Source organism: Sessilibacter sp. MAH3 (genome assembly GCF_054658275.1).
On record NZ_BAAGIE010000021.1, the window covers coordinates 45,063 to 60,418 of the forward strand.

The 15,356-nt window shown below is 44.3% G+C and carries 14 protein-coding genes; 5 read left to right on the forward strand and 9 right to left on the reverse strand.

Annotated features, from left to right (window positions below):
• Window positions 1–84: 84 nt before the first annotated feature.
• The gene (locus ACYQ2C_RS13275; RefSeq protein WP_460049152.1) at window positions 85–519 is read right to left on the reverse strand and encodes a flagellar basal body-associated FliL family protein; all 435 of its coding nucleotides are present in this window, start codon (window positions 517–519) and stop codon (window positions 85–87) included.
• A gap of 68 nt (window positions 520–587) precedes the next feature.
• Between ACYQ2C_RS13275 and ACYQ2C_RS13280 the strand changes: the two genes are divergently transcribed.
• From ACYQ2C_RS13280 to ACYQ2C_RS13290, 3 genes are read left to right on the forward strand one after another with little or no spacing between them, the layout of a single operon-like run.
• Window positions 588–1,094 (forward strand): disulfide bond formation protein B, encoded by a 507-nt coding sequence (locus ACYQ2C_RS13280; RefSeq protein WP_460049151.1) that lies wholly within the window; start codon window positions 588–590, stop codon window positions 1,092–1,094.
• 7 nt (window positions 1,095–1,101) lie between these two features.
• On the forward strand, window positions 1,102–1,437 hold the full coding sequence (locus tag ACYQ2C_RS13285; protein WP_460049150.1) for a CidA/LrgA family protein: 336 nt from the start codon (window positions 1,102–1,104) through the stop codon (window positions 1,435–1,437).
• Entirely contained in the window at window positions 1,434–2,150 is a 717-nt protein-coding gene (locus ACYQ2C_RS13290) for an LrgB family protein (protein WP_460049149.1), read from the forward strand. The genes ACYQ2C_RS13285 and ACYQ2C_RS13290 overlap by 4 nt, the downstream gene beginning before the upstream one ends.
• A 27-nt stretch (window positions 2,151–2,177) precedes the next feature.
• Here ACYQ2C_RS13290 and ACYQ2C_RS13295 read toward each other — a convergent pair whose 3' ends face one another.
• The 7 genes from ACYQ2C_RS13295 to ACYQ2C_RS13325 form a co-directional block, all read right to left on the reverse strand.
• Window positions 2,178–3,002: a formyltransferase family protein gene (locus tag ACYQ2C_RS13295; RefSeq protein WP_460103271.1), complete on the reverse strand. Its 825-nt coding sequence runs from the start codon at window positions 3,000–3,002 to the stop codon at window positions 2,178–2,180.
• Window positions 3,003–3,016: 14 nt separating this feature from the next.
• Entirely contained in the window at window positions 3,017–4,882 is a 1,866-nt protein-coding gene (locus ACYQ2C_RS13300) for a MutS-related protein (RefSeq protein ID WP_460103269.1), read from the reverse strand.
• A gap of 71 nt (window positions 4,883–4,953) precedes the next feature.
• On the reverse strand, window positions 4,954–6,123 hold the full coding sequence (locus tag ACYQ2C_RS13305) for a GNAT family protein (protein WP_460103267.1): 1,170 nt from the start codon (window positions 6,121–6,123) through the stop codon (window positions 4,954–4,956).
• Complete coding sequence (locus ACYQ2C_RS13310; protein ID WP_460103265.1) at window positions 6,120–7,334, reverse strand: hypothetical protein; 1,215 nt, start codon at window positions 7,332–7,334, stop codon at window positions 6,120–6,122. Before ACYQ2C_RS13310 ends, ACYQ2C_RS13305 begins: the two co-directional genes overlap by 4 nt.
• Before the next feature lie 6 nt (window positions 7,335–7,340).
• Entirely contained in the window at window positions 7,341–8,636 is a 1,296-nt protein-coding gene (locus ACYQ2C_RS13315) for an aminotransferase class I/II-fold pyridoxal phosphate-dependent enzyme (protein ID WP_460103263.1), read from the reverse strand.
• Complete coding sequence (locus ACYQ2C_RS13320) at window positions 8,626–9,861, reverse strand: sterol desaturase family protein (protein WP_460103261.1); 1,236 nt, start codon at window positions 9,859–9,861, stop codon at window positions 8,626–8,628. The genes ACYQ2C_RS13315 and ACYQ2C_RS13320 overlap by 11 nt, the downstream gene beginning before the upstream one ends.
• Before the next feature lie 802 nt (window positions 9,862–10,663).
• Window positions 10,664–11,155, reverse strand: a complete 492-nt coding sequence (locus ACYQ2C_RS13325) for a GNAT family N-acetyltransferase (RefSeq protein WP_460103259.1) — start codon at window positions 11,153–11,155, stop codon at window positions 10,664–10,666.
• A gap of 51 nt (window positions 11,156–11,206) precedes the next feature.
• On the opposite strand from ACYQ2C_RS13325, the gene ACYQ2C_RS13330 reads away from it, so the two are divergent.
• Window positions 11,207–11,962 carry a TlyA family RNA methyltransferase gene (locus ACYQ2C_RS13330; protein WP_460103257.1) on the forward strand — a complete coding sequence of 252 codons (756 nt, stop codon included), beginning with the start codon at window positions 11,207–11,209 and terminating at the stop codon, window positions 11,960–11,962.
• A gap of 9 nt (window positions 11,963–11,971) precedes the next feature.
• On the opposite strand, the gene ACYQ2C_RS13335 is transcribed toward ACYQ2C_RS13330, so the two are convergent.
• A complete protein-coding gene (locus ACYQ2C_RS13335) occupies window positions 11,972–12,823 on the reverse strand; it encodes an SIS domain-containing protein (protein ID WP_460049140.1) in 852 nt (283 codons plus the stop codon).
• A gap of 344 nt (window positions 12,824–13,167) precedes the next feature.
• Between ACYQ2C_RS13335 and uvrD the strand changes: the two genes are divergently transcribed.
• Complete coding sequence (gene uvrD / locus ACYQ2C_RS13340; RefSeq protein ID WP_460103254.1) at window positions 13,168–15,354, forward strand: DNA helicase II; 2,187 nt, start codon at window positions 13,168–13,170, stop codon at window positions 15,352–15,354.
• Window positions 15,355–15,356 lie beyond the last annotated feature (2 nt).

A 15,356-nucleotide genomic window follows, 5' to 3' on the forward strand; every position in this document is an offset into this window, starting at 1 on the left:
TAATCGTTATGCTTATGGCAAAGGTTAATACCGAACAATCTAGCGCTGAATAATCCAGTACTGAACAATCCAGTGCCGAACGGTTTAGTGCTGGACAATAAAGTTATCGAAGTACAAGTCCACAACACCGCTTTCGCCCTCTTCGGCAGCCATGACAGAGTGCACTTCTTCTAAGGCGGCTTGTCGGAGTAGTTCTTTACCGGCTTGCGTGGTGATGGTGTCATCGGTTTGCTTGCTCAGCAACAAAACAATGTTGTTGCGTAAATACGGTAAATGATGACGGACTTGATCTGCGGTGATGGTGTCTTTTACACGCACGGTAATATCGGCTTTGATATAACGTAACTTATCGGCACCACCGTAATTGACGACAAACGATGGTTTTAGAGGCACGTAAATGGCGGCGATTGGTTCAGCCACCTCGCCTTCGGCCTCTTTTTCGTCTTCGGCGAATGCCAGACCTGCGTAGCCCATCCAAACGCAGGCCATTGTCGTTAAAATTCGGTTGCTAATGTTCATGGTTGGCCTCGACTTGAATTAATTTTGTAACGGGCTTACGCCTGTTGCCACTGTTAGGAGAATTTAGCTTGTCTGCGTCTGTTGCATGGTTACCGGGAATTCGGCTGACCAACTTCATCATCTTTTTGGGCTGTGTTGGTTTAATGCTTGTCGGCCTGTACATGCAGTACTTTATGGGTCTTGTTCCTTGCGCGTTGTGTATCACCCAACGTGTATTCATTATAGCCACTGGATTGTGGGCGCTCATTGCAGTTGCCGTACATCACCCAGTTTGGGCGCGTCGAACACTGGCAGTGTTGGGAATCTTAAGCTCGATTGCGGGCGGATTTTTTTCTTCTCGCCAGCTTTGGTTGCAAAGCCTTCCCGAAGGCCAAGCACCGGCCTGCGGGCCATCGCTGAACTACCTCTTGGATGCGTTCCCACTACAAGAAGCACTGACGTTACTGTTGCGCGGCGACGGCAACTGTGCAGAAATTTCATGGACGTTTTTGGGAATTAGTATTCCCGGCTGGACACTGGTCGCGTTCATTGGTTTGGTATTATTTAATCTCTGGCAGCTATTACGCCGGAACTGAGTAACGTGTGTTAATCAAAGGTTTTCTGTTTTTATTTATTTTTCAGGCTTTGGGCGAGCTATTGGTACGCTGGTTTAACCTGATCATTCCAGGCTCGGTAATTGGGCTTTTATTGTTATTTATCTACCTGTTGTTCATGCCCACACCTGAGCCGTTGCAAAAAGTTGCCGATGGCCTCGTGCGAAGCCTCAGCTTGTTCTTTTTACCGGCCGGTGTTGGCTTGTTCTTTTTGCCTGAAAACATTCTTTCACAGTGGCCGGCGTTACTGGCGGCCATGGTTTTAGGTACCGCGGTAGCTCTGTTTATTTGTGCACTTATTTTACGTTGGATCAGTAGACCATGAGTTTTGACAGCGCCGTCGATGCGCTCTTTTCGTCGCCTTTGTTTAACGTAACGCTCACCCTATTAGCCTTTCAGGTGGGTTTGATTTGCTACGAAAAAGTCGGTCGTAAAGCGTGGATGCACCCGGTGGTTATGGGTACCGTAATCATTGTTGGCTTTATCTTATTAACACCCCACGAATACCCAACCTACTTTAAAAACAACGAATTACTGTTGTTCTTTTTAGGTCCGGCAACGGTCGCCCTCGCAGTGCCCTTGCGCAATGAACTAAAAACCCTGCGCGGTATTGCTGTACCTGCGTTGGTTATCATTGCCCTAGGTTCAGTGATTGCGCCTTTAACGGCGTTGGGTGCGGCGTGGTTGTTTGGTGCCGATGAACAAGTACTGGTAAGCCTGCTCGCAAAATCGGTAACCAGTCCAATTGCCATTGGTGTTACCGAAAACCTAGGTGGCTTGGTATCGCTCATCACCGCCGTAACACTTTTTACCGGTATTGCCGGTGCGTTAATGGGGCCAACCATATTCAAAATAGCGGGCCTTACCGACGATCGCTTGCAAGGTATTCTTTTGGGGGTGCTGGCCCACGGCGTGGGTACGGCGCGCGGTTTTGAAATCAGCGTTCGCTGCGGCGCTTTAGCGGGTTTGGGAATGGGTTTAACCGGTACCTTTAGTGCGTTTATGCTGCCCTACCTAAAGATTGTTTTGTTCGGTTAATCCCGGCTCGCTTCGATAATCTCTACGTTAAACCGAAAAGCTCAACAATTCCTGTTGAGCTTGCTTGGTTATCAGCTTTAAACCCTTCTTATTGAAAATCTTCAAGTCGTCTTTGGTGGGCCAAGATTTGTACGGGAATTGTATTTCGGCCCGCTGTGATTTGGCTTCTGTCGGGTTTTGTAGATACTGCTTCAACAGCGTTGATGCCATACGGCCATGGGCCATTGAAGACTGTAGATAACTATCGTGTTTTTGAGCGCTATGAAGATCTTGTATCAGTAAAGGCCCTTCATCGATTGCCTCGGTAATTTCGTGCAAACTTACCGACACTTCATGGGCTTGGCGTAGATATTTTTGAAATATCGGATCAACGCCGCGATCATCTGGCAAAAAAGACGGATGGATATTCACAGTTTTATTTACGGCATTTAAAAACGGTTTTTTTAAAATTTGATCGCAACCATTAACGACCACAAGATCAGAGTTGATAGAGCTCAACTCTCTGATACAGGCTTCAGAATTAAAATTATTCGATGTAATAACATCAAAGCCAAAATGATAGGCGAGCTTATCTAAACTCCAAAGATTATCGTGTACAGACTCAAACGCTTTACTTTGCTGATGAATTTTCTCCATTAACGATTGATTGGCCGCCAAAAATAAAAAATAGCGTAAGCCGAATCGATTGAGTAAAAATACGGTGTCGGCAATTCCGGTTATTTTACGTTTATCAATAACCACCGGTTTAGTTGACACCAAAACAGTATTCACCGAACCCTTGTCGCGACGTAAATAAACGTTTAAAAAATAAATAGAATATAAGGTTGGAAGTGTTGCTAGAATAATTTTCACAAATATATAAGCCGCTACACCACTGCCATTGATTTTAAAATGTGCAGTGCGTTCGTTTTAGAAACCAAGCCCGGTCTGAGTTTATAATCAAACTCAAAATTAACACCGTGATTTTGCTCAGATAAAGACTCTTGAAAATGATATTGCTCGACAATGGCATCGACCTCCGATGACCTTGCAATGGAAATATCGTTGGTCGAAATTAACCCATAACCACCGTAGGTTTCGAGCTTTTTTAATAATTCTACAAAGACAAATTTACGTTCTAAATCGTTAGAACCTCGTAGAACTTCGTCCAGTAAAAATAACGTATTGGTATCGTTTTCACTGCGAATACGTTCTAGCTTCTCGATAATGGCCTTAATTTTTATGACTTCGGCCATAAATAGCGAAACACCGTCGAGCAATGAGTCAGAAATATGCATACTCGTGAGAACTTCTATGCGCGGCATAGATAGGCGTGACGCGCAAACCACAGAGCCGATCATCGCCAATTTTGCATTAACGCCTATGGTTCGTAAAAACGTGGTCTTACCAGACATATGTGAACCTGTAATAACACACACACGTTGTTGTTGGGTTAATTCAAACGAATTGGTAACTGCACTGTTTGCTGCTAAAAGCGGATGTGCGCCATTTTCGATAACAATAGCGCTCGTTAAATTATTTTCGATGGTCGGTAGCGTCCAGCTTGGATTTTCGTAAGCCAGTGCCGCGAGTGTGGTCAGCGCTTCAAAATCGGCAACGGCTCTTAACCGTGTTTCGTAACGGTTATTAAAGCGATCTGCCCAGATATTTGCATTTAACAATACGTGTAAATCCCAGCACACCAATAACGAAATTACCGCGTAAGGAATCACGTTAAGGCGCAACTCAGAGAGCAAAATTAATTGATGCAAGCGCTCTAAGCTTTGTGAAAAATGTCCGTCTTGATCCGATAACTGTGCCTGTAAATCTTTTAACTGACGGTTGTCTGTAGAAAGCTGTTCAATAGACGCGCTGAGCTCTTTTAAACCATTAATCTGCTCGGGCTTAATATTAATGTGAAAATACAGATTTTTAACTTGAACGGAATTTTTTACGATTAAAACAATGTTACCAAGAACATAGAGTGCTGGTAATAAAGGCGAAATAATTGAAAAAGCACTAGCGCCGATGGCGCCTAACCCCAATAGATTCCACGCCAGTAATAAGTGGCGATTAATAACCGATGCACGGCCCTTTTGCGGCTGTGTTTTCAGCCATTGTGTTAATAAGGTCAGTTGGTTGATTTCGCCAATTTTCAAACCCAGAGCATTAATGTGCTGACGAAAATCGAGCAAAGTTTTTAAGGCTTGTTGTGCGGCTTGCCGTTCATAAATGACCTCGGTACGTGCGGGTTCTTTTAACCAAGCTTTAATGCGTGAAAAACCCAGCGGTGAACTGATGCAATTAATTAGCGATAAAAATGACTTAGTACCACCAATGTTAAGGTCGTGCCAAAAAATAGCATCGTCGGTGTCATCTTTGGCTTGATCCAGAGATGTCCAATCGCGACAAATGCGCGCTAAGGTTCTTTGGTTAATAGCAAGAAGATCGCAATGGTGATTTTTATTGCGATTGATTTTTTGGTAACGTCTAACAATAACAATGAATAGTACCAATGAAATAACGCTTGGAATTACCAAAAACAAACCGTGTTCTAAAAAAGCCAACGGCCCAATAAATCCCAAAAAGAGCGTTACACGAATTTTAGACAATAGCGCCAGTTGTTTGTTTTGTTGCTCTATTTGCGCTTGGTAAAAATCTCGCTTGGCTTCTATCTGATCAATTACCGCCTGTTGCGCTTTAGAAGATTCATTCGCCGTAGCGTTTTCAACCCTAGATTCTGCGTGTGTCACAAATTACCTGCGTTTTGTTATCGTCGTAAAATTCACATCAGAAATTTCTGAAAGCCGTTCGCAAGTATAAATTACCGCATCACATGACGCACGGGTGGTTGTGGTTCGTTTAAACCCTTAGCGAGGCTGCGACTCAAAAACCGCAGTGGTCGACACAAAGATACTGCCATGTTGAGAGGCTTAAGTTCGGCGCCAAAGTTTTGCTTTGGAAAATAATTGGTAATACCCATGTCGATTACAGGGATGTGTTTTGAGTGAGCGTTTTCTAGGTCGAACCACATTAAACAATAATAAAAATTAGGATCATTGTCGCTAGGTTCTCGGCAACCAAATAGATAAGGATTATAAGAAGTACCGGCGAATATACTGATGGTAAATGCGGCAACTTGGTGGTCTTTATCGAGTATCAGGGTCAGTTCGGCATAATGATTTTCAGCACTCGCCAGCGTTAGAAAAAATTCACGGGAAAAAGGCTCGCGGGCATATTCTTTAGCGCGAGCGTGAACGTTTAAATACATGGGATAAATAATATCTACCCATTCGGTAAAGCTATCCAATCGCGTAACGCTAAATTGCTGTTGTTCGAACTTCTCCAACGCTTTGCGTACCAATTTGCGGTAATTTTGTTTGAGACGAGATTTGTATTCTTCAGGGGTAAGATCGTTGCTATGCACTAACGCCAAAGGTAAGCCTTCGGTTAAAAAATAGTGCTGATCGTTTAGCGCTTGGTTGAGCTCGCTTGGAAAATCACGTATGGCGATATTAAAATCACGAACAATGTATAAAAACGCTTTCTTAAACACCGATTTTAACGACCCGGCGAGTAGTGCAAAAAATTGAGCTTGTGACAGAGCCTTTTCGTCAAACCACCAAGTTTGACTGTGCGTTTCCAGATTACCTGTCATAGCAACAGCAACGGCGCCGAAATTTTTAAACACTTTTCGTATACCGCTCGTGAGTGTTTTCAGCGCGGGCGGTGCAGTTAACAGCAAATCGTGTTGATACTGGCAGGCAAAGTATAAACCAACCAATTTGTTGTGATCGTGATTGGCGTATACCATAACATAACGATATTGGCGTTCTGGAAAACATCGTTCTATGTCGGTTAAAAATTGATGGCTTTTACTGACATCCAGCTTACCGATGTGATCATCCCAAAAAATCGCATCTATTTGCTGAATCGAGTTAAAAATATCTAAACGATAATCCTCAAACGAAGCGCAGAGAGTCAAGGTATTCATGATTGATAAGGCTCTCTGTCTGCTGCAAGAGCTTGATCGAGCTTGTCGCGATGCGCTTGCGTGTTGTTAAATAAATTACGCTCGCGTAACGGTTGGTAGGCGGGAAATAACTGATTTTTGAATAGGCTTATCAAACCATTCGCGAGACGGTTATTGTATTTAATGGCAACGTATAATTTTTCTAAGCAAATCCCGAAATTCGATTTAGCCTCATAACTGGTTTGGCCAAGCTCAACAACAAAACTGCCACGATTTTCAGCTTCTTGAAGTAAGCGAATTAAACAGTTGAAGTACAAGCCGGAATTTTGCAAATATTGGTAATCCATTCCCAAATAAATAGGATGCATTTGCTTGCCTTGAATGATCAATTCCATGGCAATAATGTTATCGCCTTCAAAGCATAATAGCGCCGACGATTGCTCACCTAAAATAGAGTTTGCAGCGCGAAAAAAATCCGGCGTGAGCCGTTCGAATTTTACCTTGGAATGATTTAAAACATTTAAGTAAAGATTGCACATGGTTTCGGCATGTTCACCAAAATCCTGGACAATTTCCCAACGTAAACCGGTTTTTGCAAACTTATTTAAATAGCCTTTGATAGAACTACGATAGCGATTGCGGAACGCGTGTAAATAATCTTTGCCATCTATCTCGCCCACATAGGCAAAACTGGTGGGCGGACTTTCGCCCAACAAGTAGGATTCCGACAATTGATTTTTGAAACTGTCTAAATAACGTTGGCGAATTTCCTTAACCACAACCATTTGTTTTTTCAGTTGCTGACTTTTAGCATCAAACTCGGTAAAGGCCAAACTCAGAATACGATTGCTCTGCTGTCGGTAAGCGGGATTAATACCAATTAAGTCATCACAAATGGCGATTGGGCTACCGGTAACAAAGGCGCTGACCCGCAAAAAATTCGGGAATATTTTTCGAACTTGTGCGACTGCGTTTTGCACACCCTGTGGTGCAACGTCGGTCATTGATAATCGAAATTCAAAACACGGCAATAACCCAACAACACAATCCACGGACGTGTTTTTAATCAGCAAATAATGAAATTTAACATCGCTTAAATGAGCCGCTTCGTATACCTGCTGCATTTTATACGATCTTAAAATATCGTCCTCAGGAAAACACGTCTGCCAATGGTGTTCGCCAACCTCGGCCAGCGAGCTGACCCAGGTTGTTGTATAGTTCGAGCCTTGCATCGAGAATCAAGCCATCTCCGCGGGTGCCAAGGCGTTGGTAGACTCAAGTACAGCTTTGGTTTCTTCGATTAATGTTTTAACCGCGAAGTCCAGTTCTTGTTGCGTTAAATCGGCACTGACATTTAAGCGTACGCGAGCGCGACCTTTTTTTACCGCAGGAAATACCACCGGATTGGCGTAAACACCTTTTTCGTGTAAACGCTTGGCAAGCATAAAGGCTTTTTCGTCGGCGCGAACTACGATGGGAATAACCGCTGTTTCGCTGTCTAAAATATCAATGTCTGCGGCACGTAAGCTATCGCGAAGAAATTTAGCGTTGTATTGTAGACTCTCGGCAATTTCGGGTGATGTTTCTAGAATTTCTACGGCCTTTAAAATACCCGCCGCCGTTGCCGGTGGTATTGATGCAGAAAATATATAAGGTGCCGAACCGGTGCGAAGCACAATGCCGGTTTTATCGTTACAAGCAACAAAACCACCAATACCGGGAAGCCCTTTGCTTAATGAACCGGTAATAATGTCTACCTTGTCTTCTAAGCCAAAATGCGCAACCGTACCTCGGCCATTCGGGCCGATGGCAGCGGTGCCGTGGGCGTCGTCAACAATTAAGAAACAGCCGTATTTTTCACTGAGATCGCACAGTTCAGGTAATGGCGCCAAATCGCCATCCATACTGAATACGCCATCGGTAACAATAAATTTACGAATTTCAGGACTTTCTTTTTCAAGTAACGCTGCTAGCGCCGCCATATCTTTATGCGGGAAAACTTCACAGCGTGCGCCGGAAAGCTCAATGCCTTTAACGATAGATTCGTGGTTCAGTGAATCTGAAAAAATAACATCGTTGGCATCACATAATGTATCGAAAACGGCAAGATTAGCTGCAAAACCGCTGCTGTAGGTAATAACGGTATCGTAGCGTAAAAATTCGGCCAGTTTTTTCTCAAGCTCAATGTGAAGACGCGAGGTGCCGTTCAATAAACGCACTCCGCTGGTTGTGGTGCCAAAATTTTCAAGTGCAGTTTTTGCTGCGGCAATAATATCCGGGTGGCCGTTTAATCCCGAGTAATTGTAAGAACCCAAATGCAATACATTTTGAATTTCTATGTGCGAACTGTCGGTGGGGTTGTCACAAAATTCGATATTGTTATAGCTCACTTGCGCGTGCTTTGAAGGAATACCGTGAAAAATTCTCGAAACCACATCAGCATAACCGCGCTCTTTGTATTTGTTGTATCGGTTTAGCAGAAAGTTACAGGCTTTTGAGCCAACGGTAATGTCCCTGTTGGTTTTACTTGTCATAATTTATTCCTTCAAACGAGTGAGTGCTTGGTCGTTTTTTGTAAAAAAGTATCAGCGTGTGAACCGCTAAAAAGACCAAGACAAAAGCAAAAATAGTGATGTTCAGCTGCTGTCGCTGCCACAGAAAAAACGCCAAACTGGATAAAATCATGGTGTAAATAAGGCTGCGATAGGTTGCTGGTGATTGATTAAGATGCAGCGCGCCGATGTCGATAATGCCAATAACCAAAATGACAAAACTCATTAACGATAAAAAATCCAAGGTTTGCGCTTTGTTTAAAAAGTTGATGGCTATATAAAGCGCTAAAAACAGCGCGCTTAAAAATAAAGCGGTTACGTACTTGGTAACATTGTGCGAATAATCTGCAAGAGCAGGCCGCGGCAAGTGCGCTGTGTTGTCTTGTTCATCGTAGTCTGGGCCACCAAACAGCGCCGAAAGCCATTGTTTTATCGGCCGTGCTTTGCGACCCAAATACTGAATAAGTCGATTTAACTCAAAAAAATTCACGTTCGAAGGCACGTGGCTGGTGACTACGTGCGTGGTGCCGTATACGGTTTTTATATCGTCGCGTTCTTCAGCGTAGGTATTAAAGAGCTTGTCGAAAATAATCGTAAAACAACCGTGATTTTTATCGATGTATTCTTTATTGCTGGCGTGGTGCACGCGGTGGTGAGACGGCGTGTAAAAGAATTTTTCTAAAATACCGAGCTTGGGAATATGTCGCGTATGAATTAAATGTTGATAAAACAACTGTACCGCGTAAATACCAAAATACACCTCAACACTTACCCCTAGCATGGCCAAAGGCATAAACACCACCCAGCTGGTGGCAGAGGCAATAACGCCTAGGCGCAATGATGTACTGTAATTGAAGGTTTGACCCGAGTGATGTACCGAGTGACCGAGCCATAAAAAACTGATGGTGTGGTGCCAGCGGTGATTCCAGTAGTACAAAAAATCGTACGCAATTACTGCAACAATAATTTGCGCTACGACAGCGTTTTTAAGAAACGATAAAGAAGCGTTTTCATAAATCCAAATATACAAAGGCACACTGATCAGTGTTATGCAAACACTAACCAGCGTACTGGTTAGACCCATGGAAATATTTGATAAAAATTCATTACCGTTGTAGGTATTCTTGCCGGTTTTGAGTCCGTATAAATATTCGAATAGCCAAGTAAAAGAAAAAAATACGACGACGGCCAAATAAAAATTTAACATTTAAATACTTCTATCGTTTCGCAAATTACGGGCGTGCAGGTGCACGCAGCCGAACAAGGTTGGGCCAAAAATATCGTTAATGAGTTATTTAAGAATAATTAAAATAAATCGTTAATAAATCATAAATAGTTAAACTGGTTTTGTGCCGTGTTTAGATAGGGTGTTTTCGACAAGCGTATGCAGAGGCAGTATTAAAAATGCTCAAAAATTACCTGTGCCGATTTAAATCCGTGATGGGTAACACACCTTGTTTTTAAGAATCCATGTAATGAGTATTTAATTGGAATCAATTAAATGACCGATAATCACTAAAGGAACCTCTGCTTAACTCATTCATGATTTAATCAGAGTTTCTTAAACTTAATTAAGTAACCTTAAATTAATCTTTGGTAAATTCGGTTATGCGAATTAATGCGGTTTTAAATATTTTGACCAATAACTTTAAAAAGCCTTTTTAAAAATTATTAAAATATTTACAAACGTTAAGAGATTAATTTTACAAAGGTGTTTAGCGATTAATTACTGGGTGATCTTAAACTAAATTATTTAAAATAATAAGGATGGATTAACAAAAAATAAAAATTAATGGTATGTATTTTTAAAATTTAAATTTTAAGGAATAAAAACACAGGCTTGATAAGCTATTTTTACTGATCATGGTTTTATTGGAATCACGGATTAAATCATTGCGGAGTTAATCTGAGATTCCTGAAGGATTTAACGGAATTATTTAGCTATTTGCGACATTTTTTAAAAATAAATTTACAAGGACGGATTTATAAATGAGCTTTATCAAAGCGTCCTAAAAGTTTTTTATCAAAGGTTTTTTAATTAGACGATGTTCGCCAACGCCTTCAATGTTGAAAGTATCGCCCACGGCTTGATAACCACATGCGTAATAAAACGCTAATGCAGAGACACGAGCGTTTGCCCAAATATACGAAGGTTCGATAATTGTGTTATTTTTGCAGTAGTCTTCACTAACGTTTAGCAATAAACGGCCTAGGCCTTGGCCTCGACATTGTGCTCGGGTTGCCATTGCCCGAATTTGCCATTGTGCGCCAATCACGGAATTCTCAACAAAATACACCGAGACAATTCCATAGATAGATTCCGGATTGAGATTTTCGATTTTTAACGTCGATAGATCGTTTTTAAGTACAGCGGCAAAGTGACGTGTGTGAATATCGCGATCACCGGGAAAGGCCATTTCGGCGAGTGTTTGGTTGGGTCGCAGAAGTTCTAAACGCAAGGGATAGGTAGTCTCGGCGTTCACCTCTATAATCTCGTACATATTTTTCCTTTCAGTAATACTTAAATCGACGAACAGGCAGCATAGCAACACATGAATCGCGCAGATGTACTTTTGGTTGAAGGCGGCTGGGTAAGCTCACGAGCGCAGGCGGCACGTATTATCAAACAAGGCGGCGTTCGCTATGGCAGTGGCAGCGATTGGCAGGTGTTGTCTAAACCCAGCCTCAAGTTGCCTGACGATATTCAATTTCAGCTCGATGACTTAGACGAATTGCAATACGTTTCCCGCGGTGCCCTAAAGCTTAAGGCGGCGGTTGAGTTCTCGGGCATCGAGTTGACTGGCAAGTCGGCCTTGGATGTTGGTCAATCTACGGGCGGTTTTACCGATTATTTAGTGCAATCGGGCATTAAGCGTGTGGTGGGTGTGGATGTTGGTCGCGATCAGCTCGATGGCAAATTACGCGAACATCCCAAGGTAACCTGTCTTGAAGGTGTGAATGCCCGTGAACTGCCGGAAACCATACTGGACTATGAACCGCAGGGTTTTGATGTGATCGTGATGGATGTGTCTTTTATCTCGCAATCGTTGATCTTGCCGAATTTGGGTCGCTTTTTAAAACCGAAAGGCTTTTTGATCAGCTTAGTAAAACCGCAATTTGAGGTCGGTAAAGAAAACATTGGCAAGGGCGGCTTGGTGCGCGATGCCCGACTGTATCCGCAGGTAAAAGCTCGCATTCAGCGAGAAGTTGAAGCGCTGGGTTTTGAGGTGCAAGGTTATCTAGAAAGCCCCATTAAAGGCGGCGATGGCAATCGCGAATTTTTATTGATCGCCCAGCGCGTTAACTAGGTTTCACGACTAAACCCGTAAAGACACCAGACCTTGTTTGAGTTTGTACAAATGCTCGTGAAGTCCTTCGCCTTTTTGTTGAGCAACGCCAATCGCTAAGATATCAATCACCAACAAATGGGCAATGCGCGACAGCAATGGCGTATAGATGTCTAAATCTTCATCCACATTCACATCAATATTGATGCTTGCCTCTTGAGAAATGGGTGAGTTGCTCGGCGAAATGCCAATCACCACCCCGCCTTGCTGCTTTACCAAAGCCATTGAGTTCAATAACGATTTGGTGCGACCGCTTTGCGAGATGGCAACCACCACATCACCTTCTTTCATGCTCATCGCCGACATGTGTTGAATGTGGTGATCGGAATAGGCTGCGGTTGCGAGTTGCAAACGGAAGAACTTGTGGTGTGCGTCAGCAGCGACGGCACCGGAGGCGCCAAAGCCAAAGAATTCTACCCGCGAGGCGCGACAAATGGCCGAAATTGCCGCTTCAACTTGGATGGGATCGAGCTGGTCGCGCAGTTGCAGCAGGGTTTCTACGGTGGAATCGAAAATCTTGTGTGAAAAGGTGGTAACCGTATCGGCGCGGGTGACCGCCACGTGTACAAAGTTTGGTATCGAGGCCAGCTGTTGCGCCAAATTCAGCTTAAATTCCTGAAAGCCATTGCAACCGACGGCACGACAAAAGCGCACGACGGTGGGCTCACTCACTTTGGCAGCATTGGCGAGATCAACAATGCGCATATGAATGACATCGCGAGTATTTTCGAGCACATATTCGGCAACCTTGCGCTCGGATTTGCGCATGGTGGGAATGTTGTCGGTAATACTTTGTGTGACTTCAGAGGGTTTTAAGGTCAAGGCTCTGGCACTCGGTAGTGTTGTGCTACACGCTGATTTTGCCGATAAAGCACGTAAAAATCTGCAATTTGGGGCTAAAAGCGCTGATTTTATGGTTGATTATGATGCATATTCATCTTTTTTTGTAATTCCAGCCCACTTTTTGTAGTGAAATTACACACATTTCCGCCTGAAATTACAAGAATCTGTGTTTGAGTTTGTACAACTTACCGCAAACAAATCCTCTTAGGGTAAAAATAGCACTTGTTCTCTCAATAAAGAGCCGTCATTGAGACGCGGATAAATTTTAAAGCCTTGGTGAATTAATCCGAGTATCTATAAATCGCTCTGCTACAATGCCGCCCATGGACGTATCGCAATTATTAGATCAATTAAATAGCGCTCAGCGCGAGGCCGTAAGTGCTCCGGCTGGGCATCAACTTATTTTGGCGGGAGCTGGCTCGGGTAAAACCCGTGTGCTGGTGCATCGTATTGCTTGGCTGATTCAGGTTGAACAAGTGTCGCCGTTTTCGATTATGGCGGTGACCTTTACCAATAAGGCAGCGCGGGAAATGCGCGCGCGCGTTGAGCAGCTGCTGGGCGTGAATCCGCGCGGCTTATGGATTGGTACCTTCCACGGTCTTGCGCACAGACTTTTGCAAACTCATTGGCACGAAGCCAATCTGCCCCAAGCCTTTCAAATCCTCGACAGCGACGATCAGCTGCGTTTGATTAAGCGCGTTTATCAATCCTTAAATATTGATGATAAAAAATGGCCACCTCGTCAGGCGGCTTCCTACATCAACGGTCACAAAGACGAAGGTCGTCGCGCGGCGCATGTTATCGAAACCGCCGATCTGTACGAGCGCACCATGCTCAGCGTTTACCGTGAATACGAAGCGGCTTGTCAGCGCTCGGGTTTGGTGGATTTTGGCGAGTTACTGCTGCGTGCCCATGAGTTGTGGCTAAATAACCCCATTTTGCTGAAACATTATCAACAGCGCTTTCCGTTTATCTTGGTGGACGAATTCCAAGACACCAACACGGTTCAGTATGCGTGGCTGCGTGTGCTCGCTGGTGACAGTTCTTTTATTACTGCCGTTGGTGACGACGATCAGTCGATTTACGGCTGGCGTGGTGCAAAAATCGAAAACATTCAGCAGTTCGATGTCGATTTTCCCAACACTCATATCACGCGTTTGGAGCAAAACTACCGCTCTACCGGAACCATCTTGAAAGCCGCAAACGGTGTTATCGAACATAACTTTGGCCGTTTGGGTAAAACTCTGCGCACCGACGGCGAAGACGGTGATCCGATTTCGCTGTATGCCGGTTTTAACGAGCAAGACGAAGCGCGGTTTATTGTTGAGCAGATCAAGCGTTGGGTTGATCAAGGCAATCCTCGCGACAGCGTAGCAATCTTGTATCGCTCCAACGCGCAATCGCGAGTGCTTGAAGAAGTCTTGCTGCGTGAGTCTGTGCCCTACCGCATTTATGGCGGCCAACGCTTCTACGATCGCCTCGAAATTAAAAACGCTCTCGCCTATTTGCGCTTGTTACTGAATCGTCACGATGATGCGGCATTTGAGCGTGTCATCAACACGCCTACACGCGGTATTGGTGGTAAAACTATCGATGACATTCGCGAATTTGCTCGCAGTGAGGGCGCTTCGTTGTGGCAGGCCGCTGCAAAAATGTTGTCTAACAGCGTGTTTACCAATCGCGCCGGTACATCGGTTAAGAACTTTATGCATCTTGTCGATACGCTGGCGGGTTTTACCGACGACTTGGATCTGGCCGATTTGGCCGAAAAGGTCATCGATATCTCAGGCCTTGGGGCCTTTCATGCCAAAGAAAAAGGCGAGAAAGGCCAAGCTAGAAAAGAAAACTTGGACGAGTTTATCAGCGCTTGTCGGGGCTATGAGCCGTCGGGTGTGGCAGAAGGTGAAGAAGAACTCAGCGTGCTGGCAGACTTTTTAGCCTCGGCGGCGTTAGATGCCGGTGAAGAACAGGCCGACGAATTCGAAGAAGCCGTGCAGCTGATGACCTTGCACTCGGCCAAGGGTTTAGAATTCCCGCTGGTGTTTATGGCCGGTGTTGAAGAAAACCTCTTCCCGCACAAGATGTCGGTGGAAGATCCAACGCGTTTGGAAGAAGAGCGCCGTCTTGCCTACGTGGGCATCACTCGCGCCATGACCAAGTTGTTTCTCACCTACGCCGAATCACGGCGTATTCACGGTAAAGAAAGCTTCAATTCGGTATCGCGTTTCGTCAAAGAAATTCCCAGTGAATGCATTCAAGAGGTTCGTGTTAAATCGAGTGTGCAGCGTCCGGTGCAGTTTGACCGACAACCGGTGGGTCGCAGACGTTACAGTGACTCGCCGGAAGAAATGGGGTTTCATTTGGGGCAGCGTGTAACCCATCCTATTTTTGGCGATGGCGTTATCTTGCATGTAGAAGGCAGTGGGCCGAACAGCCGAGTGCAAATAAACTTTGATGACGCTGGTAACAAGTGGCTGGTGATGCAGTATGCCAAGCTTACGCCGCTGTAGAT